We start from the raw sequence: 26,502 nt of genomic DNA, 5'->3' as shown, positions 1-26,502 counted from the left end.
GCGCCCCGCAGTGACGGCCGATGGGTCGTGGGGCCCTATGCGCCGGCGCGGACGGATTTCAGGATCGCGTCCACGGTTCCGGCGTCGTCCGTCTGGTTGATCTCGTTGACCAGCTCCACGCCCTTGCTCTGGGAGAGGGGCCGGTTGCCCTCGTTCACGGGCGAGTAGTGGAACTCGGCCCACAGGTCCCCCTTGTCGCCGCCCTTGAGGTGCACGATGCCCTTGTTGTCCGCGGGGGTGAGCCCCCACAGCACGGAGTCGCTGCGCTCGCCGCGCGGCGGTGCGGGCACGTAGCTGGCGTACGTGAACACCTTGGTGCCCAGCTGCTCGCCCAGCGGGGTCTCGTGCCCGATCAGCGGGTGCTTGGGCCGGGTGAACCAGTCGCCCTTGGGCGGGCGGGCCTTCGTGGACGCCACCGTCCCCTTGACCTTGCCGTCCGGACTGGTGAGTTCCAGGTACCCCTGGTCCACCGCCGCCGCCCAGTCCTTCGGGTACTGCACGGTGAACAACTTGTCCGGGTCCGTGTACGTCTGCGTGAGCTCGTAGACATCCGCGCTGTTCGCCTCCGCGGGCGTCACCCCGTTCTGTGCTCCCGGGGCCGACGACGCCGTGCCCCCCGCGCCGGTCGGCGGGGCACCCGCCTCGGCGCTCGCCGTGGCACCACCCGCGGCGGGCGCGTCAGGAGAGTCGCCGGAGCAGCCGGTGACCGCGAGGAGGCCGAACAGGGCGGCCGCGGCGGGCAGTGCCCTGGGGAGAGTTCGCTTCGCCATAGCAAACAGACTCGCAACCGGCGGCGGTGCGTGCAAGGTCACATCGGGGCCGTCACCAATTCGTGATCTTGCACCCGCACCGAGATGTCACCGGTGCGGGTTGTTTCCCCATCTGACCTGCGCAGATGCACATGCATCAGGCCCTCCGCACTTCGGGGGACGGGTTGGCGGTGACCCCTCCCGGACGTGCAGGAGCCCGGTCGGAGGCGTCTCCGACCGGGCACCCTGGTTCCGGAAAAGGGGCGCAACGCCCCGGGCGGGTCAGGTCCTCACGCCTCCGGGAGGTCCCTGGGGGTGAGGTAGCGCTCGCCCTCCTCGGTGGTCCCGAGGTCGTAGTCGCGCTCCTGCTCCTGCACACGCTCCTCCACCAGGCGGGAGTGGCGCACCGGTTCCGTGGCGGGCATGCTCTCCGGCGTCTCGTACTGCGCGGTGTTTTTCCCGCCACGTTCGGCCTCGGACCTCCCACGGTCGTCCTGGGCGCTGACACCGTCGGGGCCCCGGTGGTCCGGGAAGTTCGCCGGGTTGTCGGAGACGTTCGGGTTCTCGTCCCCGGGGCGCGGCTGGAACTTGCGCGTTCCCGCCAGGGCCTCGGAGTCCACGTCCCGCACGTCGCGCTCCCGGGCGGCCTCCCGGTCCGCCACGGGAACGCCGGTCTCCTGGATGGCCTTGGGAGGCTTCCCGCCGTGACGGGTGTGGTCCTCCCGGGTGGCGTCCGCGGAGGCGGTCGGCGCGGTGGCGCCGGGGGCCGTGGATGCCGCGCGGGCGGCGTCGTCGTGCCCGGAGGGGCGAGCGGTATGTTGGGCGGCGCCCGGTTGGTCGGGGTCCCCGTCCGCCGAGCTCTCGTCCGGCTGGGTGTCGCGCCCGGCGCGGGAGTCGTCCTGACCCTTGACCGTGGTGGGCTGGTCGGGGTCGTCGATCTGGCCTGCCGACGCGATGGGGTCCGTGCTCTCGGGCTGCTGGGTCATGTCGTGCCTCCTGGTGTCGGGGTGGCCTGAGCCACTGTCGTGTGCTCCATCTTGGCACTGCCGCAGGTCCTGCGTAAGCACCCTGAGCACTGGTTCAGCTGCTGGAGGAGGTCTCCACCGGGCGGTCCGTGTGGGAGTACTGGGACCAGCTGCCGGGGAACAGCCGCCCCGTGCCCAGGCCCGCCTGCTCGGCCACGAGCAGGTTGTGGCACGCCGTGACCCCGGAGCCGCAGTAGGAGATCATCCAGGTGGCGTCCGTGACCCCGGCGGCCAGGAAGCGCGCCCGCAGCTCCTGGACCGGCTGCAGCGTCCTGTCCTCCCGCAGGTGCTCACGGCACGGCACGTTCACGGCACCAGGAATGTGGCCCGAGCGGGGGTCCACGGGGTCCGGGGCCTGGCCGGCGTAGCGGGTGCGGTCCCGGGCGTCCACCACCAGGGGGCCGTGGGTGGCCTCGTCGATGTCCGCGAGCGCCTCGCGCGGCCACGGGACGGGCGTGAACTCGGCGGCGGGCAGCACGGCGCGGTGCCGCTCCAGATCCTCCGTGGGGAAAGCATCCAGGCCGCCGTCCAGCAGGGCCGCGCGGTGGCCCGTGGCGCGCAGCATCCACACGAGACGCGCGGCCATCACGCCGCCGGCGTCGTCGTAGGCCACCACCGTGGTGGAGTCCCCGATGCCCGCTGCGGACATGGCCGCCGCGAAGTCCTCGGGCGAGGGCAGCGGGTGACGGCCCGCCTCCGGTGCCGCGGGTGCCGCCAGCGCCGTCTCCGTGTCCACGAACACCGCGCCGGGCAGGTGCCCCCGGAGGTACTCGGCGTCGGCGCTGCGCCCGTCCAGGTACATGCGCGCGTCCGCCAGCACCACCTCGTCCCGGTGCTCGGCCAGCCACTGCGCGGTGACAAAGGGGTCCATGCCCGCCTCCTCGTTCGACGACGTCGCTGCTCGCCTCCCAGCGTAGGGCGCGCCCGGGGCGGTGGGAACGGCGGGGTCACAGGCAGGTCCGGGAGGTGGGTGTGCGGGGACCGGGCGGGCGGCGTCGTCGTCGACCGGTGGGGAATGTCCGTGATGGGTACGGTGAGGTCATGCGAAAGAAACTGACGACCGTCCACCGCAAGGCCAACCGCACCGCCGTGCTCTCCGGGCTGGCGCTCACCGGAATGGGGGTGCTGCACCTGGTGAAGCCGGAGCCCTTCGACGCGCTGATCCCCGAGCAGCTGCCGGGAACGGCGCGGCAGTGGTCCATCGGCTCCGGCTACGCGGAGCTGGCTACGGCGGCGCTGCTGCTCGTGCCGCGCACCCGCAGGGCCGGAGGGGCCGTGTCCGCAGCGCTGTTCGTGGGCGTGTGGCCGGGGAACATGAAGATGGCGTGGGACTCGCGCCACGCATCGCCCGCCAAGCAGGCGATTGCGTACGGGCGGCTGCCATTGCAGATCCCGCTGATCGTCAGTGCGGTGAAGATCGCGCGCAACGCCTGAGCAGGACCCCCCCTACTGCCGGTCCCGGTGGAGGCGCACGGCCCAGAACCCCGTGACGGCCGGGGCGGCGATCACCACGAACACCGCGAAGGGCACCAGTGGCCCGCCCAGTGCGAGGCTCAGAACCACCGCGAGCAGCACGGCAATCCATGCTGCCGAAACGGCGCAGAGAGCAGTCCTGTTGCGGGTCATGCGGTCCTCGTCCCGGTGGCGACGGCGCCGAGTGCCCGACGCGTGGTGCCGATGGTAACCACGGATGGTCTACGAACGGCACCGTCGCGGAGCGCAAGGGGGCAAGGCGGTGCGGTCCGCATCGCCTCACGAGCTCCAGCGAGCTGGGCGTCAACCCCAGAGGGCATCTGGTGTCTGCATCCAGGTGCAGGAGCACTGCCCAGGGTGGGCCGGTTCCCCGAGCGCCAGCGCCGGAGTTGTGCGACCACCCGGGTCAGTGCGGCATACTGCGGGGCATGCAACTTGAATGCCGCCATGCTCCGTCCTTCACCGTCTCCCGTCTGCTCCTCGAACCCGAGGAGACCGCCAACGTGGAAAGTGGCGCCATGATGGCTCACTCGGACGGCATCCAGATGTCCAGCAAGGCCGCCGGGGGCGGCATCATGAAGGGCCTCAAGCGCTCCGTCCTGTCGGGCGAGTCGTTCTTCTCGACGACCTTCACCGCTCCGGCCGGTGGGGGATGGGTCGACATTGCTGGCGTGCTGCCCGGAGACATGGTCGCGCTGGACATCGAACCTGAGCGCCCGTATTTCGTGGCCCGTGGCAACTGGATGGCCAACTCCGAGGGTGTGGAGGTCACCTCGAAGTTCGGTGGCATGAAGAACCTCTTCGGTGGCGAAGGCGGCTTCGGGCTCCAAGCCAGCGGGCAGGGCCTCGTCGTGCTCAGCGTCTACGGAGCCATTGACGTTATGGACCTGCAGCCCGGGGAACGCGTCGTCATCGACACCGGCCACGTGGTGGCCTACGACCTCGCAATGCAGTTCACCACGCGTCGTGCTGTGTCGGGCCGCTCGTTCCAGTCGATGAAGTCCGGTGAGGGTCTCGTGTTCGAGTTCACCGGACCGGGCCGGGTGTACCTCCAGTCACGCAACCCGCAGTCCTTCGCCGACTGGGCGGCGAAGCTCATGCCGTCATCCAACGCTCAGGGCGGCCTCGGCGGGCTGTTCGACTGAGCGCCACCTTCGAAGGGCGCGCCCTTCGAGTCCGCGCGAGCACGCCATGCTGCAGGTGACGTGACCCCGAACATCTAGGGTGACCACCATGCGCATTGCACTCGGACAGCTGCTCAGCACCTACGACCCCGGAGAGAACCTGCGAGCCGTCGCGGACCTCGCGCGCCGCGCGGGCGGGGACGGTGCGGATCTCCTCGTGCTGCCGGAGGCCACCATGTTCGCGTTCGGGCGCAGCCTCAAGGGTGTGGCCGAGCCGCTCGACGGTTCGTGGGCCAGCGCCGTCACGGACCTCGCCCGGGAGCACTCGGTGGGAATCGTGGCGGGCATGTTCACCCCGGGGGACGGTGACCGCGTGCGGAACACCATGCTGATCGCCCTGCCGGACGGCACCGTGCGCGGCTACTCCAAGATCCACCTCTTCGACGCGTTCGGCTTCACCGAGTCCGACACCGTGGACCCCGGCGACGAGCCCGTCACCTTCTCGGTGGCCGGCACCACCGTGGGCGTGGCCACGTGCTACGACATCCGCTTCCCGCGCCTGTTCACCCGGCTCGCCCACGACGGCGCCCGGGTCACCGTGGTGGGCGCGTCCTGGGGCGACGGCCCGGGCAAGGTGGAGCAGTGGGAGCTGCTGGCCCGTGCCCGCGCGCTGGACACCACCTGCTACGTGGTGGCGGTGGGCCAGGCGAACCCCGCGGCCGTGGGCGTGGAGAACCCGGACAGGGCGCCGCGAGGGGTGGGGCACAGCGTCGTCGTCGCCCCGGACGGCACCGTGGTGACCTCCCTGGGAGAGGCGCCGGACTACGCGGTGGTGGACCTGGACCTGGACCTCGTGGAGCGCACCCGCAAGGCCATCCCGGTGCTGGTGAACGCCCGGGAGCTCTGAACCCGGCGCGCGGCAGATCACCCCGGGCCGGCCCGTCGCTGTGCCGGGGGAGCGCTCGAAGAGTGGCCGATGGGCCATGGGCACAGGCCGGAAATGCTCCTACGGTGAGGGGACCCGGCGCGGCACCGCGCAGGGCCCGCCACCGACCAACGGGGTGAACACACCGTGCGGATGATCGAGATCCTCTCCTCCGAGAGCCCGCTCCAGCCGACCGTGACCGAGGCCATCCTGTCCTACGGTCCCTGGCTCCTCGTGGCCGCGGTGTTCCTCGCCATCGTCGTGTGCTGCATCCGCGCGCTCTGGCGCAGGGTGGCCGCCCGCAGGGAGGCGGGGCGGAACGACGGGCACCGGGCGACGCACCACGGAGTGGGCCCCGTCCGCTGACCGGGCACGGGGCGTCCGGGCCGGACGCGGCGGCGTCGTCGGGGCCGGGCGGTCAGCAGGACGGTCGGGCAGCCGGGGTGGGGTCCGTGGACCGGCAGCTGTGCGCGGTGGGTGAACGGGCCCTGACACGCTCCGGAGGGCGTGCCTACAGTGGAGGAAGAACACGTCATCAGCCCACTGACGGGTGGGCGTGACCCGCACCCTCGACCCCTCGGAGGTTCACCATGGTTGCCACCATTCCCGACGATCGCCCGGTCCGCTTCGCGGTGGTGGGCGTGGGACAGATCTCGCAGCAGGCGTTCATCCCCGGACTGGACCGGATCGAGGACGCCGAGCTCGCCGCGCTGGTGACCTCCAGTGCGGAGAAGGCGGAGGAGCTGGGCCAGGAGTACGGCGTGGCCGTGCACTCCTACGAGGAGTACCCCGCGCTGCTGGAGTCCGGGGACATCGACGCCGTGTACGTGGCCACCCCGGTGTTCCGCCACCGCGAGTTCGCCGAGCCCGCACTGAAGGCGGGCCTGCACGTGCTGCTCGAGAAGCCCATGGAGACCTCGGAGGAGGACTGCCAGGCCATCATCGACGCCGCCGAGCAGAGCGGTGCCACCCTCATGGTGGCCTACCGGCTACACCAGGAGCCGGGCACCGTGGAGATGGTCGAGAAGGTCCGGGACCAGAAGGTCATCGGGGACCCCCGCTACTTCACCGCGGCGTTCTCCCAGGACATCACCGAGGAGAACCACCGCGGCCACTCGGGCTACTGGGGCGGGCCCATCCCGGACCTCGGCACGTACCCGCAGAACATGGTGCGCAACCTCTTCCACGACGAGCCCGTGGAGGTCTACGCCAAGGGCGTGCGCACCCCGGGCCGTGAGTTCAACTTCGACGACACCGTGGCCGTGACCCTCACGTTCCCGGGGGACCGGGTTGCCCAGTTCACCATCTCCTACGCCTCCGAGTCCGTGGAGCGCTTCACCGTGGCGGGCACCGAGGGTGAGATCTCCGCGGAGCCGTGCTTCGGCTTCGGCCCGGACACCGGCATCGTGTACACGCTCACGAAGAACGGTTCCTCCGAGAGCTTCGCGCACGATCCCGTGGAGCAGTTCGGCGGGCAGACCCAGTACTTCGTGGACTGCCTGCGCAACGGCGAAGCTCCCGAGCCCAGTGGCGAGGAAGGCCTGCTGGACGTCCGCGTGAACGCGGCCGTACTGAAGTCCCTGGAGACGGGAGCGCCGGTGACGCTGGAGCCGCGGCGTCGTGAGCGCGTCCTCGACTCGCGGCAGGTGCGGCGCGTGACCCCCGCGGACGAGCCCGGCGACGACGAGCTGGTGGACCAGGTCCCCCAGAACGGCTGACCCCGCACCACTCCCACCCCGGCACCACGAGCGAACGGACACCGCAGCGTCATGACCCACGAGTACGTGCACGAGACCCGTCTGGCTCAGCCGCGTGAGCAGGTGTTCGCATGGCACGAGCGCCCCGGCGCCCTGCCCCGCCTCACCCCGCCGTTCGGCGGTGGCCCGGACCAGGTGCGCCAGGCGCCCTCGGACGGGATCGAACCCGGTTCGGAGGCCGAGCTGGGGGTGTCCGTGCCGGGCACGTTCGGCATGGTGCACCTGCCCTGGACGGCCGAGCACGGCGAGTGGGACCCGCCCCACTACTTCACGGACCGCATGGCCAAGGGACCGCTGGGGGAGTGGGAGCACCGGCACGTCTTCGAGGAGACCGAGTCCGGCGGGACGCTCATCCAGGACCGCGTGACCGTGCGCCCGCTGCCGCAGTGGGCGGGCCGGCTCAACGACCTGGGTGAGCGCATGATGACCCCGCAGCTGAACCGGATCTTCGCGTACCGCGAGCGGCAGCTGAAGGCGGATCTCGCGTTCCACGACCAGCACGACGGTCCCCGGCTCACCATCGCGGTGGCCGGATCGTCCGGCCTGGTGGGCACGCAGGTGTGCGCGCTGCTGGAGACCGGTGGGCACACGGTGCTGCGCATGAAGCGCGGCGCCACCACCGGGGACGGGGTGATCGGCTGGGACCCGGACAAGGGTCTGCTGAACCCGCGGGACCTGGAGGGCGTGGACGCCGTCATCCACCTGGGCGGTGCGAGCATCGCCACGCGGTTCAACCCGGAGAGCAAGAAGAAGATCATGGCCTCGCGCGTGGACAGCACCGAGCTGCTGGTGCGCGCGCTGGGTCAGGTGCCCGCCGAGAAGCGCCCGAAGGCCCTGGTGGTCTCCTCCGCCGTGGGCTACTACGGCACGGGCCGCGGGGACGAGGTCCTCACCGAGGACTCGCCCTCCGGGGCCGGCTTCCTGGCCGAGGTGTGCCGCGAGTGGGAGCGCGCGGCGCACGGCGCCACCGCGTACGGCATGCGGGTGGTCAACGTGCGCACCGGACTCGTGCTTTCGCCCACGGGCGGTCTGCTCAAGCCCCAGCTGCCGCTGCTGGAGGCGGGACTCTCCGGTCCCCTGGGCGGCGGGCAGCAGTGGCAGAGCTGGATCGGGCTGGACGACATGGCCGGGGTGGTGGCCCACCTGACGCTCACCGAGGATGCCGAGGGCCCCTTCAACGTGGCCGCGCCCCAGCCCGTGCGGCAGAGGGACTTCGCCAGGATAGTGGCCGGTGTGCTGCACCGCCACGCCGTGGTGCCCACGCCCCTGGCCGGCCCCAAGGCCCTGCTGGGCGTCCAGGCCACCGAGGAGCTCGTGGCCGCGAGCCAGCGGGTGGACGTGAGCCGACTGCTGGCCACCGGCTACCGCTTCCGCAACGAGGACCTGCGCGGCTGCGCCCAGCACATCCTGGGCCGCACGAGCTGACACGCACCGGGGGCCGGGGGAGCGGATTCGGTAGTCTTGGTCCGTGACATTTCAACACAACCGGCCCCCGGCGTACCTCGGTGCGCTCGCCTCGGCCGATGACAAGGAGGCGGACAGTCCGGCGCAGCACCGCTGCACCCCTGATCCCCGCTCCACCGCGTCCCTGTTCCCCCCGCGCGCGTCCGCGCCCTCCCACGAGGTGAGCTGGTGCTGACAGCCTGGCTCCTGCTCCTCGCGTTCCTCTTCCTGGTCCTCGCCAACGCCCTGTTCGTGGCCGTGGAGTTCGCGTTCCTCACGGTGGACCGGCAGGCCGTCCAGCGGGCCGAACAAGCCGGTGACAAGCGCGCCGCGACCATCGAGGAGAGTCTGCGCAAGACCTCCACGAACCTCTCCGGTGCCCAGCTGGGCATCACCGTCACGAGCCTGATGACCGGTTTCCTCACCGGGCCCAGCCTGGGCACCCTCTTCACGGAGGGCCTCGGCTGGACGGGCGTTCCCGACGCCGCCGCGGTGGGCATCGCCACGACCGTCGCCTTCGTCGTGGCAACCTTCACCCAGATGGTCTTCGGCGAACTGGTGCCCAAGAACTGGGCCATTGCGGACCCGATGCGGGTGACCCACGTGGTCGTGCTGCCCCAGAAGATCTTCATGGTGGTCTTCGGGTGGCTCGTGGCCATGCTCAACAGCTCCGCCAATGCCGTGCTGCGGGTGCTGGGCTTCACCCCCACCGAGGACGTGGCCAACGCCCGCACCGCCGAGGAACTGGCGTCCGTGGTGAGCCGCTCCGGGCGGGAGGGAACACTGGACGCGAGCACCGCGGAGCTCGTGGCCCGCTCCATCGAGTTCGGGGACCGAACGGCCGCGGACGTCATGCGGCCTCGCCCCCGGGTCACCTTCCTGGACGCGGACGACACCGTGGAGCACATGCTGCTCACGGCCTCCGAGACCGGGCACTCCCGTTTCCCCGTGACCGGGGAGTCCGTGGACGACATCGTGGGCGTGGTGCACTACACCCACGCCCTGGCGGTGCCCTTCGACGAGCGTGCCGTGGTGCGCGTGAGCGACGTGTGCGTGCCGGCCGACGTGGTCTCCGAGTCCATGACCCTGGACCCCCTCATGCGCCAGCTGCGCGTGAAAGGCCTGCAGCTGGCCGTGGTGGTGGACGAGTACGGCGGCACCGCCGGCATCGTCACCCTGGAGGACCTGATCGAGGAGATCGTGGGCGAGATCGACGACGAGCAGGACACCCGCGTGCAGCGCTTCCGCCGCACCCGGGACGGCGGTCTCGTGGTCTCGGGCCTGCTGCGCCCGGACGAACTGGGTGACGTGCTGCGCGTGGACATGCCCGAGGGCGAGGAGTCCGACACCCTCGGCGGTCTCATGGCCGAGGAGCTGGACCGGCTGCCGCAGGTGGGGGACACCCTCACCGTGGAGGCCGTGGACCACTACCACCGGGACGAGGACGACCTCCCCACCAAGGCGGAGATCCGCCTGGACGTGATGCGCATGGACCAGCACCGGGTGGACCGCATCCTGGTGCACCGCGTGGGTGGCAACCCGGACGAGCGGGGCGGGTCCACGACGTCGACCTCCTGGCAGCCGCCGGGACGCCCCGACCCGCTGGGCGGGGACGGCCGGGAGCCCGAGACCGCGGAGGAGTTCCGCGTGTCCCAGGGGGACCGCACGGGAGCTCCGGGCTTCCACCGCGACGAGGACGTGTCCGAGGAAGACCCGAGTGAGGAGCAGCGATGACCACGAGCACCGCCATCATCGTGCTGGTCCTGCTGCTGGCCGGCAACGCGTTCTTCGTGGCGAGCGAGTTCGCCGTGGTCTCGGCCCGCCGGGACCAGCTGGAGCCGCTGGCCGCTGAGGGCTCGAGCTCCGCGAAGTACGCCCTGAAGGGCATCGAGAACGTCTCCACGTCCCTGGCCGCCACGCAGCTGGGGATCACGGCGTGCTCCCTGCTGATCGGCGCCGTGGGTGAGCCCGCGATCGCGCACCTGATCGAGGTGCCCATGCACTGGCTGGGCGTTCCCGAGGCGCTCATGCACCCCATTGCCCTGGTGATCGCCCTGCTGGTCGTCACGTTCCTGCACATGATCCTGGGCGAGATGGTGCCCAAGAACATCGCGATCGCCGTGCCCAGCCGGGTGGCCCAGGTGCTGGGCCCCGTGCTGCACGGGTTCGTGGTGGTGTTCCGCCCGTTCATCTGGATCATGAACGAGAGCGCCAACCACCTGGTGCGCTGGCTGTTCCGGGTGGAGCCCAAGGACGAGGTGGCCTCCGCGTTCACCTCGGACGACGTCCGCGGGTTCGTGGCCGAGTCCGGCCGCGAGGGCCTGCTGGACAAGGACGAGATCCGGTTGCTCACCGGCGCCCTGAACTTCGAGAACAAGACCGCCGCGGACGTGGCCCTGCCGCTGACCGGGATGCGCACCGTGCCCTCGGACATCACGGTCTCCGGGGTGGAGCTGCTGTGCGCGGAGACCGGCTACTCGCGGTTCCCCGTGCGGGACAAGGACGAGCGGCTCATGGGCTACCTCCACGCCAAGGACGTGCTGGGCCTGCCGGAGACCGCCCGCGAGCGCCCCGTCCCCCCGGCCATCGTGCGCCGCTTCGCGCGTGTGGCCCCGGGGGACAAGCTGCGCAAGGTCACCCGCACCATGCAGGCCAGGGGTGCGCACTTCGCCCTCCTGGGCGAGGTGGCCCGTGATTCCCGCACCTCGGACCAGTCCGTGTTCATTGTGGCCCTCGAGGACGTCCTGGAGGAGCTCGTGGGCGAGGTCCGCGACGCCACCAGCAAACCCGATCAGGAGAGTGCCGCATGAGCCCCCGGAAGCTGTACCGCACCGCCGCCACCGCAGAGGCCGTCACCTGGACGCTGCTGATCCTGGGGATGCTGGCCAAGTACGTCCTCCACGCCGGTGACCTGCCGGTGCGGGTGGGCGGCGGGATCCACGGCTTCGTGTTCCTGAGCTACTGCGTGGCCACCGTGGTGGTCTGGACGGACCGCCGCTGGCCCGCCGGCACCGGTGTGCTGGGACTCGTGCTCTCGGTGGTCCCGTTCGCCACGGTCCCCTTCGAGCGGCACGTGGAGCGCCGGGGCCTGCTCTCGGACGCGTGGCGCGTGGCTCCCGCGGGCACCCTCCCCACGCACGACGACGCCGCACGGCCGGCTTCCGCAGCCACCTCGCCGCAGCGCGGGGCCGGGGCCGCGGCGGTGCCCGGCGAGGAGGCGACGGGGACCGGGGGCACGGCGGCGCCGGCCTCCGTGGCGGGAGGGGTGACCGGGCGCGAACCCGCATGCACGCCCGCCGAGAAGCTGCTGGCCGTGATCCTGCGCTGGCCGCTGCTCTCGGGGCTGGCGCTGCTGGTGCTCGTGGTGGCGCTGTTCGCCGTGCTGCTCACCGCGGGCCCGCCCACGCAGTGGTTCGACTGAACGGCCGAGGCACTGCCGCGTCCCTGCGGCGCTGCTCCGTGCACCCAGGCGGGTGACGCGCGGCCGACCCCGCCGTGGACGCCCCGCGCTCCTCCCCGTACGGGACGGGGGCGCGGGGCGTTTCCCCTTCTGCGGGATGACGCACCGGGGCGGAGGTGGCGGATAGGCTTCCAAACGTCATGGCTGCACACATCCGACTCGCCCGCTGGGTGGAGAACCACCCCCACCAGAGCAACGCCGTGCTCGTGGTCCTGGGCGGGCTGGTCACGGTGTTCTTCTCCGCGCTCTCCCTGGGGGACACCCGCACGTGGTGGTGCACGCTCGCGTGCTGGATCCCACTGTTCTTCCGGCGCGTGAACCCCGTGGCCACGGCCTACTGCGTGGGCACGCTGAGCCTGGTGAGCCTGCTGGTGCTCAACGTGGCACCCATCGGGCTGTGCCTGTGGGCCGTGCCGTGCGTGGTCTACACCGCGGTCAAGCTCGCACCCACCCCCGCCGGGCGGCGCGTGTATGCGGCGGCCCTGCTCGGCAGCGTGGTTCTGGGGGTGCGCAGCAACCACTGGTTCCTGTTCATGTTCGACCACCACTCCACGCTGGAGTGGGTGCTCGTGGGAACCATGTTCACGGTGGTCACGGCGGCCATCGTCACGGTCGCGTTCCTCGCGGGGGACCTGGCGCGGGGGCGTCGTCGTCGCCGGGAGCAGCTCGAGGACCGCGCGCGGCGCCTGGAGGTGGAGCGCGAGCAGGAGGTGCGCCTGGCCGCGCAGGACGAGCGGGCGCGGATCGCGCGGGAAATGCACGACGTGGTGGCGCACTCGCTGTCCGTGGTGATCGCGCAGGCGGACGGGGCGCGCTACGCGGCGTCGTCGACCCCCGAGGTGGCCGTGGAGACCCTGGGGACCATCGCGGAGACCGCGCGCGGTTCCCTCGCGGAGATGCGCAAGCTGCTGGGCGTGCTGCGCACCGAGGACGGGACGGGCACGGCACCCGTGCCGCAGCTCGAGCAGATTGAACACCTGGTGGCCTCCGTGCGCACGGCCGGGCTGCCCGTGGAGTACCTGGTCAGCGGTGAGGCGCACCTGTCCCCGGGCGCGCAGCTGACCCTGTACCGCGTGGTCCAGGAGGCCCTGACCAACGCCCTCAAGCACGCGTGGCAGGCCACGAGGGTGCGGATCGTTCTGGAGCACGGGGACGCCGGGTCCGCGGTGGAGATCACCAACGACGGCGCCGGGGCCGTCACCCGCGCGCCCGGCGGCGGCTTCGGGCTGCAGGGGCTGCGTGAACGCGTGGGCCTCTACGGAGGCACCCTGAGCGCGGGCCCGCACCCCGGGCGCGCGGACGTGTTCGTGGTCCGCGCTACCCTGCCGGGGGAGGAAACATGATGGCAGAGACCCTGGGCGCAGCACCCGTGCGCGTGCTCATCGTGGACGACCAGCCGCTCGTGCGTGGAGGCTTCCGCATGCTCGTGGACTCGCAACCGGACCTCACCGTGGTGGGGGACCTGGACGACGGCGCGGCCGCCGTGGAGGCTGTGCGCACCGCGGCGCCGGAGCAGTGCCCGGACGTGATCCTCATGGACGTGCGCATGCCCCGGATGGACGGGATCGCCGCAACCCGGGAGATCCTGCGGCTGCGCCCGGAGGTCAGGATCATCGTGCTCACCACGTTCGACCTGGACGAGTACGCCCTGGAGGGCATCCAGGCCGGCGCCAGCGGGTTCCTGCTCAAGGACGCCCGCCCCGAGGAGCTGCTGGACGCGATCCGCACCGTGGCCCGCGGGGACGCGGTGATCGCGCCATCCACCACGCGGCGGCTGCTCTCCCACCTGGTGTCCGGGGGCTTCGAGTCCCCGGGGCGGCACTCCCCGGACCGACTGTCCGCGGACGTGGCGGCGGAGACCTCCCGCACGGGGCCCGGGGGCACGACGCCGCCGGAGGAGTCCCGCGGGCTCGGCGCGGCGCACGCACCCGGCCCCGGTGCCCCGCAGACCCGCGCGGGCTGCGTCGACGGGGGCGCCCCGGCGCAAGACCCGTGGCAGGACCCCCGGCTCGGCACGCTCACGGCCCGTGAGCGCGAGGTGTTCGAGCTGATCGGCGAGGGGTGCTCCAACGGGGAGATCATGCAGCGGCTGTTCCTGTCCGAGCCCACGGTCAAGACGCACGTGTCCCACATCCTGTCCAAGCTCCAGGCGCGGGACCGGGTGCAGGCCGTGGTGATCGCGTACGAGACCGGTGTGGTGCTGCCCGGCTGAGCCCCGGTTCCGGGCCCGGTCTCATACCCCGGTATGAGCGGACGGCTCCGGTGAGACCCGCGCCACGGTGGGGCGGGCACGCGGTGGGCCACAGATCGTACCCCCGTCCGATGTGTGCCGCCCCGGGGCCTCGGAGAATGGAGGCATGACTTCTCCGGACCCCACCCGCACCTCGCACGACCCCGCCCCCTGGGGGGCCTCCCGCCGGGAGACCTCCCCGCACGGGTCTTCGACCGACGCCACCGCCACGGCTCCCGCGCAGTCCAGCACCCCTCGGCGCCTGGCCGTGGACGCGGCCCACGTCTCCCGCACGTACGGCTCCGGGGGCACGGCCGTGGCCGCGCTGCGCGACGTGAGCCTGGAGATCCCGGAGGGGACGTTCGTGGCGGTCGTGGGCCCCTCGGGCTCCGGCAAGTCCACCCTGGTGCACTGCCTGGCCGGGCTGGACACCCCGGACCGCAACCCCGAGACCCGCATTGCCGTGGGCGGCCAGGACATCGCCGGGCTTTCCGACGACCAGCTGACCCGCTTCCGCCGCGACCACGTGGGCTTCGTGTTCCAGGCGTTCAACCTGGTCCCCACCCTCACCGCGCGCCAGAACATCGAGCTGCCGCTCTCGCTCGCGGGCAGGAAGGTGGACACCGCCCGCCTGGACGTCCTGGCCACCACGCTGCAGATCACCGAGCGCCTGGACCACCGCCCGGACGAGATGTCCGGCGGGCAGCAGCAGCGGGTGGCAATCGCGCGCGCTCTGCTTTCCCAGCCGGACGTCGTGATCGCGGACGAGCCCACGGGCGCGCTGGACTCGGCGACGTCGGACGAGGTGCTGGCCCTGCTGCGCCGCTGCGTGGACGAACTGGGCCAGACCGTCGTGGTGGTCACCCACGACACCACCGTGGCCGAGGCCGCGGACCGTGTGGTGCGTGTGCGCGACGGCCAGATCGTGGCCGACGACACCCGGGGAGGTGTGCGCTGATGCTGAAGGTCGTCACCTCCCGCCTGACCCGGCAGCGGAGCCGCTACGCGCTGGTGGTGGTGTGCGTGGCCGTGTGCGCCGCGTTCATGACTGCGGCGCTCGGTCTGGCCAGCACCCTGAGCACCAGCCTGGCCTCCAACCTGGCTGCGCCCTACAAGAACGCCGACGCCGTGGTGACAAGCCCCGACGCGGAGAAGGCCCCCGCCACCGCGGACGCCCAGCAGATCTCGAAGATCGAGCAGCTCACGCAGGTGGACAGTGCCTGGGCCCCGCAGTCTACGCTGGCGCGCGTGGAGGGAAGCAGCTCGGCCTCCGGCCCCGCCATGACGCTCGTGAGCGATCTCCCCTCGGAGACCTCGTTGCTGCCCACCTCCGTGTCGGAGGGGAAGCTGCCCGAGACGCCCCAGCAGATCGTGACCACCGAGAAGATGGCGGACGAGCTGCACGCAGGCGTGGGTGACACCGTGGTGCTCGGGCAGGCGGGGGACGACAACGGCGGCACCGCGCAGTACACCCTGAGCGGCGTCACGCAGAACGCGTCCTCCTCGAGCCTGCCCGACTGGTACGCCACGAGCGCCGGTCTGGAGCGCATTCCGGGGCAGACCCCGGGAGTCGCGAGCGACCAGCAGGCCATTCTGCTGCGCACCCACGGAACCCTGGACCAGGAACAGCTCGGTTCTTTGGCCGCCGAGGTCAACCGCATCCTGGGGACGGGGCAAGCCGGCCAGCCGGCACTGGACGTGAAGACCCCAGAGCAGATGGCGGACGACTCCCTGCAGCAGATGTCCCAGGGGACCGACGTCATGGCCATTTTCCTGGGCCTGTTCGCCGGGATCTCCGTGCTGGTCGCGCTGCTGGTCGTCACCAACACGCTGTCCGTGCTCACCGCCCAGCGGGCCCGTGAGCTCGCTCTGCTGCGCTGTGTGGGGGCCACCGGTTCCCAGCTGCGCCGCGCGGTGCTGCTGGAGGGGCTGTTCATCGGCGTGCTCGCGTCCGCCCTGGGCGTGGCCGCCGTGGCCGGTCTCGTGGCGCTGCTCAACGTCTCAGGTCTCGCCGGGGCCCTCACGTTGACCCTCGCGCCGCGGGACATGCTGGTCGGCTTCGTCACCGGTGTGCTGCTGACCGTGATCGCGTCCCTGGGCCCGGCTCGTCGTGCCCGTGGCGCCTCCGCGCTGGACGGGCTGCGCGGCTCCCGGGCCGCGGACGGGATGCCCGTGGTGCGCGTGGTCCTCGGTGCCCTCGTGCTCGTGGCCGGTGCCACTGCCCTGGTGCTCGGAGCCACCCAGCACAGCGCCGGTTTCGGCATCGCGGGAGGCCTCGCCTCCTTCCTGGGCGTGGTGCTGACCTCACGGGCCTACATTCCGGGTCTCGTGAGGGGTGCGGGAAAGCTGCTGCCCGGCGGCATCCCCTCCCGGTTGGCCGCCGCGAACGCCGCGCGCTACCCCACCCGCACGAGCACCACGGCCACCGCGCTGCTGATCGGCGTGCTACTGGTCTCCACGGTGCTCACGGGCCAGCACGTGGCCCGAACCACGCTGCTGGACCAGCTCGACCACGACCGCCCCGTGGACATCTCCGTCCCGGCAAATGCGGGCCAGCTCAGCCACCAACAGGTGACGGACCTCCAGAACCTGCCGGACGTGGCGGGCGTGCAGACCGACGGCAGCCTGCCGGCCGGCTCCAGTGCCGCCGTCGACGCCGTCCAGTACCTCGATGTCCAGAAGGCGGGAGACCTGCAGAAGTCCGTGGCGGACATCCTGCACGTGGATTCGAGCCAGCTGGGTGGTGCCTTGATGGAAAAGGCCGGCTACGTCTCCATCTTGGACATCCTGCTCACTGTGGTCCTCGGTCTGCTCGCGGTGGCCGTGGTGGTCTCCGTGCTGGGCATCGCCTCCACCACCTCCCTATCCGTGCTGGAGCGTTCCCAGGAGAACTCGTTGCTGCGGGCTCTGGGGCTGTCCAAGCGGCAGCTGGGTGCACTGATCCGCCGTGAGGCACTCGTAATTTCCCTCGTGGCCACCGTGGTGGGTCTCGTGGTGGGGTGGCTGTTCGGCGTGCTGGGGGTGATGGCAGTGCTCCCGGACAGCTTCGCGGTGCAGCCCGTGGTGCCCTGGGCAGGGTTCCTCCTGATCCTGGCCGGTGCCGTGGTGGTGGCCGTCCTCGCCTCGGCCCTGCCGGTGCGGCGGGCCACGAAGCTCAGCCCGGTGCAGGGCATGGCGCGGGCGGACTGACTCCGTCCGCTCCAGAACCGGGGGCGTGGCCGTGTACGGGCGGCCGCGCCCCCCTTTCCCTGTCCTCGCGCGCTGTGAACCGCACGACGCACGCTGTGGCCCTGCGGCGCGGAGGAGGCTGTACGGCATCGTCGCCGGAGGGGCGGGCGGCTACCGCGGGGCGTCCCCCTCCATGAGGCGATCCAGCGCCGCCAGGAGGTGCTCGAGGACGGCGTGCTTCTCGGTGTCGTCCTCCGGGAGCAGGCCCATGACCGCCTGTTGGTAGAGGCCGTCGCCCATGGCCTGGACCGCGGCGGCCACCACCGGGTCCCCCACGTCCGCGAGCACCACGCGGTACCACGCGCTCGAAACGCGCTCGCAGGTCTGCCGGGCGCCCGGCTCGCGGGCATGCACGAGCCGGAAGGCGACGCCCAGGCTGCGGTCCAGGGGGCTGTCCTCGTAGAGGGAGGTCGTCAGGAACTCGCGCGCCGCACCCCGGGACGACGCCGTCAGCCGCGCCAGGTCCTCCTCCGCCAGCTCCTCGCAGCGGGCCAGAGCGGCGTCCACGAGGGCCTGCCGGTGGGGGAAGTGGTAGAGCAGACCCCCCTTGGAGACCCCCGCCTGCGTGGCGACGGCGTCCAGGGTCGCCGCGCGCTCGCCCTCCGTGAGGACCAGGTGCTCGAAGGCGCAGAGGAGCTTCTCGCGGGCTGCTGGTTTGCGGGGCATGGGACGCGGGAACCTCACATGGTGACGGGAATCATTGCGGACCGGACGCCGTTAACTGTACCGTCTGGACGGTAAAGACTCACGAGGCGCTCCACGAGGTGGGGCTCGGTACGACGGTGTACGGCTCGTGCCACCGCTCATCCGCTGCTCTCAACCCAGGAGGTCCCCGTGTCCGTGGCGCTCGACCACCAGCCCAGGGCAGGCACCCGCGAGTGGGTCGCCCTCGGCGTGCTCATGCTGCCCGTGCTGCTGGTCACCGTGAACAACACCGCCCTGAGCTTTGCCCTGCCCGCCATCTCGCAGGGGCTGCAACCCACCGCGGCGCAGCTGCTCTGGATCGTGGACGTGTATCCCCTCATGCTTGCGGCGCTGCTGATCCCCATGGGCAGCTTGGGGGACCGGATCGGGCGCCGGAAGATGCTGGTGATCGGCTCCTCCGGGTTCGGGCTGATCTCCCTGTTCGCGGCGTTCGCGCCCACGGCCGAGTGGCTGCTCGCGGCCCGCGTGGGGATCGCCGTGTTCGGGTCCATGCTGCTGCCCACCACGCTCTCGCTGCTGCGCACCGTGTTCCGCCACGACGCCCAGCGCAGCCTGGCCATCGCCATCTGGACCGCCGGGTTCAGCGCCGGTGCCGCACTGGGGCCCATTGCGGGCGGGTTCCTGCTCAACCACTTCTGGTGGGGGTCCGTGTTCCTGCTGGCCGTCCCCGTGCTGCTCGCGTTCCTGGTGGCCGCGCCCCTGGTGCTGCCCGAGTCCAAGGACCCGAACCCCGGGCCCGTGGACCCGCTGTCCATCGTGCTGGCGGTGCTGACCATGGCACCGGTGGTCTACGGGATCAAGACGTTGGCCACGAGCGGGTCGCCCCTGGAGAGCATCGTGTTCATCGCCCTGGGCATGGTGTGCGGGATGCTCTTCGCGCGCCGCCAGGTGGCCAAGGACTACCCCATGCTGGACCTGCGCTTCTTCCGCAGCGCCCGCTTCTCCGGCGGGCTGGCCGTGAACACGGTGTCCAACGTGGCGCTGTTCGGCTTCCTGTTCTTCTTCACGCAGTACCTGCAGCTGCTCAATGGCCGGGACCCCATGAGCTCCGGTCTGCTGATGGTCCCCGGGCTGGTGCTGTCCATCCTGGCGGGGCTCGGTGCGGAGCGGATCGCGCGTGCCACGGGCCTGCGCACCGCCGTGGTGCTGGGCCTGCTGCTGGTGGCCGGTGGCTTCCTGGTGGTCGCGTTCACGGACCAGCAGGCGTCCGCGGTGCCCGTGATCGTGGGCTTCACCCTGATGAGCGCGGGCACCGGGCTGGCCACCACGCTGTCCACGGACCTCGTGGTCTCCTCGGTGCCCGAGGCGAAGGCGGGCGCGGCGTCGGCGGTATCCGAGACCGGGTACGAGGTGGGCGCCGTGCTCGGCACCGCCGTGCTGGGCGGGCTGACCACCGCGTTCTACCAGGGCCACCTGGAGCTGCCCGCGGGCGTTCCTGCGGACGGCGCCCAGGCCGCCCGGGAGACCCTGGGCGGCGCCTTCGACGTGGCCGCCAACTCCTCCCTGGGCCCCGCGATCGCCGACGCCGCCACGGCCGCCTTCTCCGCCGGCATGCAGTGGACGTCGCTGATCGGCGGAGTGCTGGTCGCCGTCGTGGCCCTGGTCCTCGCCCGCGTGCTGCGGGCGGACCGCAGGGTGCGCCGCGGCGAGGGGTGAGACGCTCCGGGCGACGCCGCGGCGTCGCCCGGGATGCCCGGCCCCTGCCATGCTGTCCGGTTCGACCATCCCGTTCTCACAGAGCACTCGCGGGTGTACCCTGACATTGCGAGGCCCTATGTGGCATCTCTAGCCGCTCCGGGGGTCTCGCACCTCGCAAACCCCTGACCTCTGGTCGGGGGTTTTTGCGTCAGGGGCACCAGATGATGCCGTGCTCGGACGTCGGCAACCACCGGGGTGCCATCTTCCTGTAAGCACGAATGGCGTCCGTGACCGGGCGGTGTGTGGCACCCCAGATCTCTGGATGGGTCTGCGCGTGCAGCTGGTAGGCGCCGTAGGCGATGAGATCCGTAGCCTGGATCAGCTGGTTGTACCTGCTGTCCTGCATGATCACGTCCTCGATCACGCGTCGAGTGTGCAGATCGAGCGCGCGGTGCGCCTTACGTTACGGGGTAGAAGCACGCAGTGCGGTGTCCCACTCTGCACGGGCCTGCGCTGGAGACAGTGGCGCGCAAGGTTCGCCGTACCCCTGCTGGCCGTCGTAGAAGACCATGACCGTGGTGTCGTTCTCCTCCGCCCAGCCGTCGAGCCACCGGAGCAAGGTGTTGTATGACTCCGTGGACGACCTGCACGGGGTGGCGATCGTGACCACGAGAGCACCCTCCGCCGCAGCCAGTGCTGAGAGCATGATTCGGCCTGTCGCGGCTCGACGAGGTGTGGAGAACAGCCTCTCCTGACCTTCGGTCTCGCAGTACTTCCCGCGCCCCTTGTACAACTCGTTGGCATGCAGCTCCCGGGTGGTGGGAATGCCGAACTCGTGGTGGATGGCCCGGCGGCCTCCCAGCCATGCGGCTATCACCTCGTTCCACCGGTCGTCGGGCACGATGAGTGCGGTCAGGGTGGTGCCGTGCCTGGAGTCCCCGGAGTCATCGACGTAGACGAGGTGCATGCTGTCCGAGCCTAGCCACAGGCGTCAGCCGCCCATTGGTTTCCCACAGGGGATCGGAGCCCGTGCAGCGGGGCGAGCTCGGGCGTCGTCCAGGCATGCTGGTTCCCCGATTCTGCGTGAGGACGTGGCGACGGCCGGTCGTTGGACGCTGTGGCATCGGGTGTGGGCCTGTGCACGCGGGCATCATGTCCTCATGTCCCTGCAAGGCATCGCAGCCAACCGGCCCTTTCACATCGACTTCCCCGCCAGTTTGGTGGACGGTGCAACTTTGGCGCTGCTTGTCCAGGAACGTCACGAGCTCGAGGCCGTTCTCGGCGTGCCCGTGGTGTTCTCGGAGCCGCCCGGAGGATGTTTCCGGTGGGTGGCAGAACGGGTTGAACCCGGAGAAGTGCCCTCGCTGGCCTGGGACGCCGGGAGTGGCCGCCTTGTCAGTCGGGCGGCTGACAGCAACGGGCTCATGGCTACGTTCAGTCTGCTGCAAACCCTCGCGCACTCACCGGGCCCGCAGGTTTCTGCAACTCCTGCGGGCACGATCGACGAGGCAATCGAGCGCATCCGCACGGAGTGTGAGACCAGCTACCCGTACTTCACCCTGCGCGGACTGGACTGGGGCGCCCTGTGCGCCGATGTGATGGAGGACCGGCCCCGCACCTGGGAGGAGTTCATCCCCTGGGCTTCGCGCTGGGTGGCCCGGCTCGGCGATGCGCACACTGCCGTCCTTGATCACGACGCCGGAGTCTCCCACCCCCTCTACACCGCAGAGCTGCACGCGAACGGGGCCACGATGATCGAGGTGCCCCAGACATCGGCGGCCTTCGCTGCCGGTGTCCGCGTCGGATGGGTGGTGCAGATCGACGATCCTGCTCACTGGTTGAGAACAGTGGGTGCGTCTCCGCAGCAGCACCGGAGGATGGCGGCTCGCCGCGCCATGGCTTTCAACGGGCCCGAGCGCAGCTTCGGCGCAACGGATCCACGCACGTGCCGGTCGGTGACCTGGGTGGAGCGGGCGGTGCCGCACGCGCTCGAGCAGCTCATGACGGTGCGGAAGAACCGGGCTGGGGACGCCGTGGTCGTCCTGAGGGCCTTTGACCCGTCCGCGGGCATTGAATGCGTCCTCGACGAAGTGTGCGCTGCGGCCACACAGCGCCAGCACATGGTGCTCGACCTGCGTGGAAACGTGGGCGGTGACATCATGCTCGCCGGTCGAGTGCGGGACCGCTTCCTCAGGACCAGGACCATGGTGGGCAGCGCCGCATTCACGGATGGCCGCGGAGGGCTGTCGGAGCCGCAGCCACGCTGGGCCGAGCCCCCCGTCCACGGCGCGTGGCCCGGCACCCTCACCGTCAGGGTCGATGCCTCCACCTACAGCGCTGCGGAGGACTTCCTGGTGGGTGTGAAGGGCCTCGACCACGTCACGGTCGTGGGGGAGCGCACCGGCGGGGGCAGCGGCCGCCCGCGCACCGTCCCCCTGGGGCCCGGTTGCAGTCTCCGGATCAGCACGGCCATCACCTACGACCGACTGGGCAATCCTGTGGAGTTCCACGGAATTGCCCCCGACCGCTGTTCCGGTACGGACTGAGAAACGCGCGACTCCGCGAAGGACGACGGATCCCGATGGACCTGAATGCTCTCGAGGTCACAGCAGCTCACCCCGGTTGTGGAGGTAGGCTAACCAAGCTCGCGTACCGAGGGGGTAGCCCGCCTCTGACGAGCAATGGAACGAGCGGATCAACCGGAGGGGACCAGGCATGCATCTGCAGCCCAAGGATCAGGAGAAGCTTCTGGTGGTGGTCGCCGCCGACCTCGCGCGCAGGCGCCAGGCGCGGGGGCTGAAGCTGAACTATCCCGAGGCCATCGCGATCATCACCTACGAGCTCCTGGAGGGCGCGCGTGACGGTCGGACGGTGGCTGAGCTGATGAGCTGGGGAAGCACCATCCTCACCCGCGAGGACGTCATGGAGGGCGTCCCGGAGATGATCCCGGACGTCCAGGTGGAAGCCACGTTCCCGGACGGCACCAAGCTCGTGACCGTCCACGACCCCATTCGCTGACCCCCGCGAGGAGCACCCATGACACCCGGAGAGTACGTGCTGGCGGACGCGCCCGTCGTCTGCAACGAGGGCCGTGAGGCCATCACCATGGAGGTTCTCAACCGCGGGGACCGCCCCGTGCAGGTGGGCTCCCACTTCCACTTCGCGGAGGCCAACCGGGCCCTGCAGTTCGACCGCGACCGGGCCGTGGGACACCGCCTGGACATCCCCGCGGGCACCGCGGTCCGCCTGGAACCGGGCGACTCCACCACGGTGCGTCTGATCCCCCTGGACGGGGACCGCATCGTCCACGGTTTCCGGGATCTCATGGACGGGCCCCTGGACGCCCACGAGCCCGCCTCCCTGGACGACGACGCCGCAGCCGTCACCCCCGCGCGCCACCGCTCCGCGGCGGGGGACGCCCCGAAGCCGCTGCGCCAGCGGGGCGGCTTCTCCAACGAGACCCGCTGACCCCGTCCGGCCCACACCCGTCCGGCCCACCGGACGGCACGACGTCGAACAGCACGATGAACACGCAGAACAAGAAGGTCAACCATGAGCTTTGAGATGAGCAGGGACCAGTACGCGAGCCTGTACGGGCCCACCACGGGGGATGCGATCCGTCTGGCGGACACCGAGCTGTTCGCGCGCGTCGAGAAGGACCTCACGACCCCCGGTGAGGAGGCCGTGTTCGGCGGCGGCAAGGTGGTCCGCGACGGCATGGGCCAGAACGGCCAGCTCGTGCGGGACGTGGGGATCCCGGACCTGGTGATCACGAACGTGGTGGTGATCGACTGGACGGGGATCTACAAGGCGGACGTGGCGGTGCGGGACGGCCACATCCAGAAGATCGGCAAGGCCGGCAACCCCCACATCATGGACGGCGTGGACATCGTGATCGGTGTGGCCACGGACGTGGTCGCCGGCGAGGGCAAGATCCTCACCGCGGGTGGGATCGACTCGCACATCCACTTCATCAGCCCGGACCAGATCGAGACGGCGCTGGTCTCCGGGATCACCACCATGATCGGCGGTGGCACGGGCCCGAGCGAGTCCTCCAAGGCCACCACCATCACCCCCGGCGAGTGGAACATCCACAACATGCTGCGCTCCTTCGAGGAGTTCCCCATGAACTTCGGGCTGCTCGGCAAGGGCCACGGCTCGTCCATCTCACCCATGGCGGAGCAGATCAGGGCGGGTGCGATCGGACTGAAGGTGCACGAGGACTGGGGAGCCACGCCGTCGTCCATCAACACGTCCCTGCAGGTCGCGGACGAGTACGACGTCCAGGTGGCGATCCACACGGACACCCTCAACGAGGCCGGGTTCGTGGAGGACACCCGCGCGGCCATCGCCGGACGGGTGATCCACACGTTCCACACGGAGGGCGCGGGCGGCGGTCACGCCCCGGACATCATCGAGCTGGCGCAGGACCCGAACATCCTCCCGGCGTCCACCAACCCCACGCTGCCGTACACGCGCAACACCATCGAGGAGCACCTGGACATGCTCATGGTGTGCCACCACCTCAACCCGGACATCCCGGAGGACGTGGCGTTCGCGGACTCGCGCATCCGCAAGGAGACCATTGCCGCGGAGGACGTGCTGCAGGACATGGGCATCTTCTCCATGACGTCCTCGGACTCGCAGGCCATGGGCCGCGTGGGTGAGGTGGTGCTGCGCACGTGGCAGGTGGCGGACTCCATGAAGCGCCAGCGCGGGCAGCTGCCCGAGGACGAGGGCTCGGTGGGGGACAACCACCGCATCAAGCGCTACATCTCCAAGTACACGATCAACCCGGCCATCGCCCACGGCGTCTCCCACGCGGTGGGCTCCGTGGAGGAGGGCAAGTTCGCGGACCTCGTGCTGTGGGAGCCCAAGTTCTTCGGGGTCAAGCCGGACCTGATCATCAAGGGCGGCCAGATGGTCCACGGGGTGATGGGCGATCCGAACGCGTCCATCCCCACCCCGCAGCCCCGCTGGTACCGCAAGGCGTTCGGCGCGTACGGCAAGGCGGCCGCGCGCTCGTCCATCACGTTCATGTCCCAGGCCTCCATCCAGGCGGGCGTGCCGCGCTCGCTCGGTCTGGAGAAGGTGGTGCGTGAGTGCCGGGACATCCGCTCCCTCACCAAGGCGGACATGAAGTTCAACGGCGAGACGCCGCAGCTGCGCGTGGACCCGGAGACGTACGAGGTGCGCGTGGACGGCACGCCCGTCACGTGCGAGCCCCGCACGGAGCTGCCGCTCGCCCAGCGCTACTTCCTGTTCTGAGGCCCCGGCGGCGCGGCGGCGTCGTCGTACCGGCACCCCCGGAGGACGACGACGCCGCACGGCCCCTCGGCGGGCCGCGGCACCCTCCCACCTGGCCGGCAGGCAACCAGGCACCTTCAGAACCACTGCAATCGACGGAAGGAGACCCATGATCGTCACCGAGATCCTGGGCAACATCCACGACGCCTCCGGCCAGGAGCTCGTGGCCGGGCGGCACGTGGAGAAGGTGGTGCTGCCCAGTGCGGAACTGGTCAAGCGCATCCAGCGCCTCACCACGGACCACGGCCACGAGCTGGGACTGCGGCTGCCCGCGAAGGCGCCGGACCTGAAGGACGGGGACGTGCTGTCCGTGGCGGGCGGCCCGCAGGACGGCAACGCCGTGGTGGTCCAGGTGCTCCCCACGGACGTGCTGGTGATCGGGGCCCGGTCCATCGTGGAGATGGCGTTCGTGGCGCACAGCCTGGGCAACCGACACCTGCAGGCGCAGTTCTTCGGGCCGGAGAGCGAGTACGAGGCCGAGGTGATGGTGGTGCAGTACGACCACACGGTGCAGGACTTCCTGGACCACCACGAGGTGCCGTACTCGCGCCAGGAACGGGTCATGCCCGTGCCGTTCCGCCACGCCGAGCACACGCACTGATCCGGTGGTGGAACCCTCCCTGTCCGGGGTCCTGGGGCTGATGCAGCTCACGGACTCCGCGCTGCCCACCGGGGCGTTCAGCCACTCCCTGGGCTTCGAGACGTACATGGCCGCGGAGCAGCTGGAGGACGAGGCATCGTTCTCCGCGTGGCTCGAGATGTTCGTGGACCAGCAGCTCACGTTCACGGACGCGCTGGCCATCCGCCTGGTCTACGCGGCGCAGGACTTCGAGCGGATCGAGGACCTGGACGACCTCGTCACGGCGCAGGCCCTTCCCCGCCAGATCCGGGAGGGCGGCATGACCATGGGCCGCCGGTTGCTGAGCATCGGCGCGCGCAGCTACCCGGGGGACTGGGTCCGGCGCTACCAGCAGGGCGTGGCCGAGGAGCGCATGCACGGCCACCAGGCCACGGTGTGGGGTGTGCTCGCCCGGGGCCTGGACGTTCCCGAGGACACCGCGGTGGCCTCGCACGTCTACGCCACCGTGATCTCCCTGACCCAGAACGCGGTGCGCGGCATCCCGCTGGGCCAGAACACCGGCCAGGCCGTGATCCGGGCGGCGCAGGACTGGGTGGGGCGCGCCGTCGTCACCTCCCGGGAGCTCGTGGTGGCGGGGATCGCGGAGGAGGTCCTGGGTGCCGTGGCCCCGGGGCTGGAGATCGCGCAGATGAACCACGAACGCCAGCGGGCACGGCTCTTCATGAGCTGAGCGGCCGCCGCGCGGCCCGCGGGGGCGGCACGCCGGCCCGACGACGCCGCGCGGCCCCGCTGCGGGGAACGGTACCGGCTGCGGCGCGCAGCAACGAGCAGCACAGCAACGAACAGCAGAGAACGAGA

The 26,502-nt window shown here is 71.0% G+C and carries 28 protein-coding genes; 21 read left to right on the top strand and 7 right to left on the bottom strand.

The features are described from left to right. Positions 1 to 35: 35 nt before the first annotated feature. The 3 genes from EAE32_RS00460 to EAE32_RS00450 all read right to left on the bottom strand — a co-directional run bounded on the left by EAE32_RS00460 (position 36) and on the right by EAE32_RS00450 (position 2,645). Positions 36 to 770, bottom strand: a complete 735-nt coding sequence (locus EAE32_RS00460; RefSeq protein ID WP_243635520.1) for a hypothetical protein — start codon at positions 768 to 770, stop codon at positions 36 to 38. Between the two features lie 269 nt (positions 771 to 1,039). Beyond that, on the bottom strand, positions 1,040 to 1,735 hold the full coding sequence (locus tag EAE32_RS00455) for a hypothetical protein (protein WP_121863810.1): 696 nt from the start codon (positions 1,733 to 1,735) through the stop codon (positions 1,040 to 1,042). Positions 1,736 to 1,829: 94 nt separating this feature from the next. Then, positions 1,830 to 2,645: a sulfurtransferase gene (locus EAE32_RS00450; protein WP_121863809.1), complete on the bottom strand. Its 816-nt coding sequence runs from the start codon at positions 2,643 to 2,645 to the stop codon at positions 1,830 to 1,832. Between the two features lie 170 nt (positions 2,646 to 2,815). On the opposite strand from EAE32_RS00450, the gene EAE32_RS00445 reads away from it, so the two are divergent. Further along, complete coding sequence (locus tag EAE32_RS00445) at positions 2,816 to 3,208, top strand: DoxX family protein (protein WP_121846052.1); 393 nt, start codon at positions 2,816 to 2,818, stop codon at positions 3,206 to 3,208. Positions 3,209 to 3,220: 12 nt separating this feature from the next. On the opposite strand, the gene EAE32_RS00440 is transcribed toward EAE32_RS00445, so the two are convergent. Next, entirely contained in the window at positions 3,221 to 3,400 is a 180-nt protein-coding gene (locus tag EAE32_RS00440) for a hypothetical protein (protein WP_121846053.1), read from the bottom strand. A gap of 275 nt (positions 3,401 to 3,675) precedes the next feature. Here EAE32_RS00440 and EAE32_RS00435 point away from each other — a divergent pair, with 275 nt between their 5' ends. The 13 genes from EAE32_RS00435 to EAE32_RS00380 all read left to right on the top strand — a co-directional run bounded on the left by EAE32_RS00435 (position 3,676) and on the right by EAE32_RS00380 (position 17,375). Further along, entirely contained in the window at positions 3,676 to 4,392 is a 717-nt protein-coding gene (locus tag EAE32_RS00435; RefSeq protein WP_121846054.1) for a TIGR00266 family protein, read from the top strand. An 88-nt stretch (positions 4,393 to 4,480) separates the two neighbouring features. Further along, a complete protein-coding gene (locus tag EAE32_RS00430) occupies positions 4,481 to 5,278 on the top strand; it encodes a carbon-nitrogen hydrolase family protein (protein ID WP_121864727.1) in 798 nt (265 codons plus the stop codon). A 171-nt stretch (positions 5,279 to 5,449) separates the two neighbouring features. Next, a complete protein-coding gene (locus EAE32_RS00425) occupies positions 5,450 to 5,662 on the top strand; it encodes a hypothetical protein (RefSeq protein WP_124035139.1) in 213 nt (70 codons plus the stop codon). Between the two features lie 224 nt (positions 5,663 to 5,886). After that, positions 5,887 to 7,014, top strand: a complete 1,128-nt coding sequence (locus tag EAE32_RS00420; RefSeq protein WP_121863807.1) for a Gfo/Idh/MocA family protein — start codon at positions 5,887 to 5,889, stop codon at positions 7,012 to 7,014. A 51-nt stretch (positions 7,015 to 7,065) separates the two neighbouring features. Continuing rightward, a complete protein-coding gene (locus EAE32_RS00415; protein WP_121863806.1) occupies positions 7,066 to 8,478 on the top strand; it encodes a TIGR01777 family oxidoreductase in 1,413 nt (470 codons plus the stop codon). A 43-nt stretch (positions 8,479 to 8,521) separates the two neighbouring features. Further along, positions 8,522 to 8,692 carry a hypothetical protein gene (locus EAE32_RS11730; RefSeq protein ID WP_165860429.1) on the top strand — a complete coding sequence of 57 codons (171 nt, stop codon included), beginning with the start codon at positions 8,522 to 8,524 and terminating at the stop codon, positions 8,690 to 8,692. Further along, positions 8,686 to 10,230, top strand: a complete 1,545-nt coding sequence (locus tag EAE32_RS00410) for a hemolysin family protein (RefSeq protein WP_121846832.1) — start codon at positions 8,686 to 8,688, stop codon at positions 10,228 to 10,230. The genes EAE32_RS11730 and EAE32_RS00410 overlap by 7 nt, the downstream gene beginning before the upstream one ends. Then, the gene (locus EAE32_RS00405; protein ID WP_121863805.1) at positions 10,227 to 11,306 is read left to right on the top strand and encodes a hemolysin family protein; all 1,080 of its coding nucleotides are present in this window, start codon (positions 10,227 to 10,229) and stop codon (positions 11,304 to 11,306) included. Before EAE32_RS00410 ends, EAE32_RS00405 begins: the two co-directional genes overlap by 4 nt. Then, complete coding sequence (locus tag EAE32_RS00400; protein WP_121863804.1) at positions 11,303 to 11,917, top strand: DUF3817 domain-containing protein; 615 nt, start codon at positions 11,303 to 11,305, stop codon at positions 11,915 to 11,917. Before EAE32_RS00405 ends, EAE32_RS00400 begins: the two co-directional genes overlap by 4 nt. 179 nt (positions 11,918 to 12,096) lie before the next feature. Continuing rightward, the gene (locus EAE32_RS00395; RefSeq protein ID WP_121863803.1) at positions 12,097 to 13,299 is read left to right on the top strand and encodes a sensor histidine kinase; all 1,203 of its coding nucleotides are present in this window, start codon (positions 12,097 to 12,099) and stop codon (positions 13,297 to 13,299) included. Further along, positions 13,299 to 14,168 carry a response regulator transcription factor gene (locus EAE32_RS00390; RefSeq protein ID WP_121863802.1) on the top strand — a complete coding sequence of 290 codons (870 nt, stop codon included), beginning with the start codon at positions 13,299 to 13,301 and terminating at the stop codon, positions 14,166 to 14,168. The genes EAE32_RS00395 and EAE32_RS00390 overlap by 1 nt, the downstream gene beginning before the upstream one ends. 145 nt (positions 14,169 to 14,313) lie before the next feature. Continuing rightward, a complete protein-coding gene (locus tag EAE32_RS00385; RefSeq protein WP_424321721.1) occupies positions 14,314 to 15,144 on the top strand; it encodes an ABC transporter ATP-binding protein in 831 nt (276 codons plus the stop codon). Further along, on the top strand, positions 15,144 to 17,375 hold the full coding sequence (locus EAE32_RS00380; RefSeq protein ID WP_121846694.1) for an FtsX-like permease family protein: 2,232 nt from the start codon (positions 15,144 to 15,146) through the stop codon (positions 17,373 to 17,375). The genes EAE32_RS00385 and EAE32_RS00380 overlap by 1 nt, the downstream gene beginning before the upstream one ends. Positions 17,376 to 17,525: 150 nt before the next feature. On the opposite strand, the gene EAE32_RS00375 is transcribed toward EAE32_RS00380, so the two are convergent. Continuing rightward, positions 17,526 to 18,080 (bottom strand): TetR/AcrR family transcriptional regulator, encoded by a 555-nt coding sequence (locus EAE32_RS00375; protein WP_121863801.1) that lies wholly within the window; start codon positions 18,078 to 18,080, stop codon positions 17,526 to 17,528. Positions 18,081 to 18,248: 168 nt separating this feature from the next. Between EAE32_RS00375 and EAE32_RS00370 the strand changes: the two genes are divergently transcribed. Then, positions 18,249 to 19,775 carry an MFS transporter gene (locus EAE32_RS00370; protein WP_207803837.1) on the top strand — a complete coding sequence of 509 codons (1,527 nt, stop codon included), beginning with the start codon at positions 18,249 to 18,251 and terminating at the stop codon, positions 19,773 to 19,775. A gap of 190 nt (positions 19,776 to 19,965) precedes the next feature. On the opposite strand, the gene EAE32_RS11845 is transcribed toward EAE32_RS00370, so the two are convergent. Beyond that, positions 19,966 to 20,181: a DUF3800 domain-containing protein gene (locus tag EAE32_RS11845; RefSeq protein WP_207803836.1), complete on the bottom strand. Its 216-nt coding sequence runs from the start codon at positions 20,179 to 20,181 to the stop codon at positions 19,966 to 19,968. Between the two features lie 39 nt (positions 20,182 to 20,220). After that, positions 20,221 to 20,724 (bottom strand): hypothetical protein, encoded by a 504-nt coding sequence (locus tag EAE32_RS00365; protein ID WP_207803835.1) that lies wholly within the window; start codon positions 20,722 to 20,724, stop codon positions 20,221 to 20,223. Between the two features lie 193 nt (positions 20,725 to 20,917). Between EAE32_RS00365 and EAE32_RS00360 the strand changes: the two genes are divergently transcribed. The 6 genes from EAE32_RS00360 (at position 20,918) to EAE32_RS00335 (ending at position 26,374) form a co-directional block, all read left to right on the top strand. Then, the gene (locus EAE32_RS00360; RefSeq protein WP_165860428.1) at positions 20,918 to 22,303 is read left to right on the top strand and encodes a S41 family peptidase; all 1,386 of its coding nucleotides are present in this window, start codon (positions 20,918 to 20,920) and stop codon (positions 22,301 to 22,303) included. Positions 22,304 to 22,472: 169 nt separating this feature from the next. Further along, positions 22,473 to 22,775 (top strand): urease subunit gamma, encoded by a 303-nt coding sequence (locus tag EAE32_RS00355; protein ID WP_121844833.1) that lies wholly within the window; start codon positions 22,473 to 22,475, stop codon positions 22,773 to 22,775. 18 nt (positions 22,776 to 22,793) lie between these two features. Next, a complete protein-coding gene (locus EAE32_RS00350) occupies positions 22,794 to 23,225 on the top strand; it encodes an urease subunit beta (protein WP_121844832.1) in 432 nt (143 codons plus the stop codon). Positions 23,226 to 23,309: 84 nt separating this feature from the next. Beyond that, on the top strand, positions 23,310 to 25,025 hold the full coding sequence (ureC, locus tag EAE32_RS00345) for an urease subunit alpha (RefSeq protein ID WP_121863798.1): 1,716 nt from the start codon (positions 23,310 to 23,312) through the stop codon (positions 25,023 to 25,025). Positions 25,026 to 25,173: 148 nt separating this feature from the next. After that, positions 25,174 to 25,665, top strand: coding sequence for an urease accessory protein UreE (gene ureE, locus EAE32_RS00340; protein ID WP_121844830.1), 492 nt, complete (start codon positions 25,174 to 25,176; stop codon positions 25,663 to 25,665). 4 nt (positions 25,666 to 25,669) lie between these two features. Beyond that, positions 25,670 to 26,374 (top strand): urease accessory protein UreF, encoded by a 705-nt coding sequence (locus EAE32_RS00335; RefSeq protein WP_121844829.1) that lies wholly within the window; start codon positions 25,670 to 25,672, stop codon positions 26,372 to 26,374. Positions 26,375 to 26,502 lie beyond the last annotated feature (128 nt).

The sequence above is a fragment of the Kocuria tytonicola genome (assembly GCF_003687175.1).
Lineage (GTDB): Bacteria > Actinomycetota > Actinomycetes > Actinomycetales > Micrococcaceae > Kocuria > Kocuria tytonicola.
The sequence above is the reverse complement of the archived record's forward strand: the minus strand, read 5'-3'. Positions and strand labels throughout refer to the sequence as shown.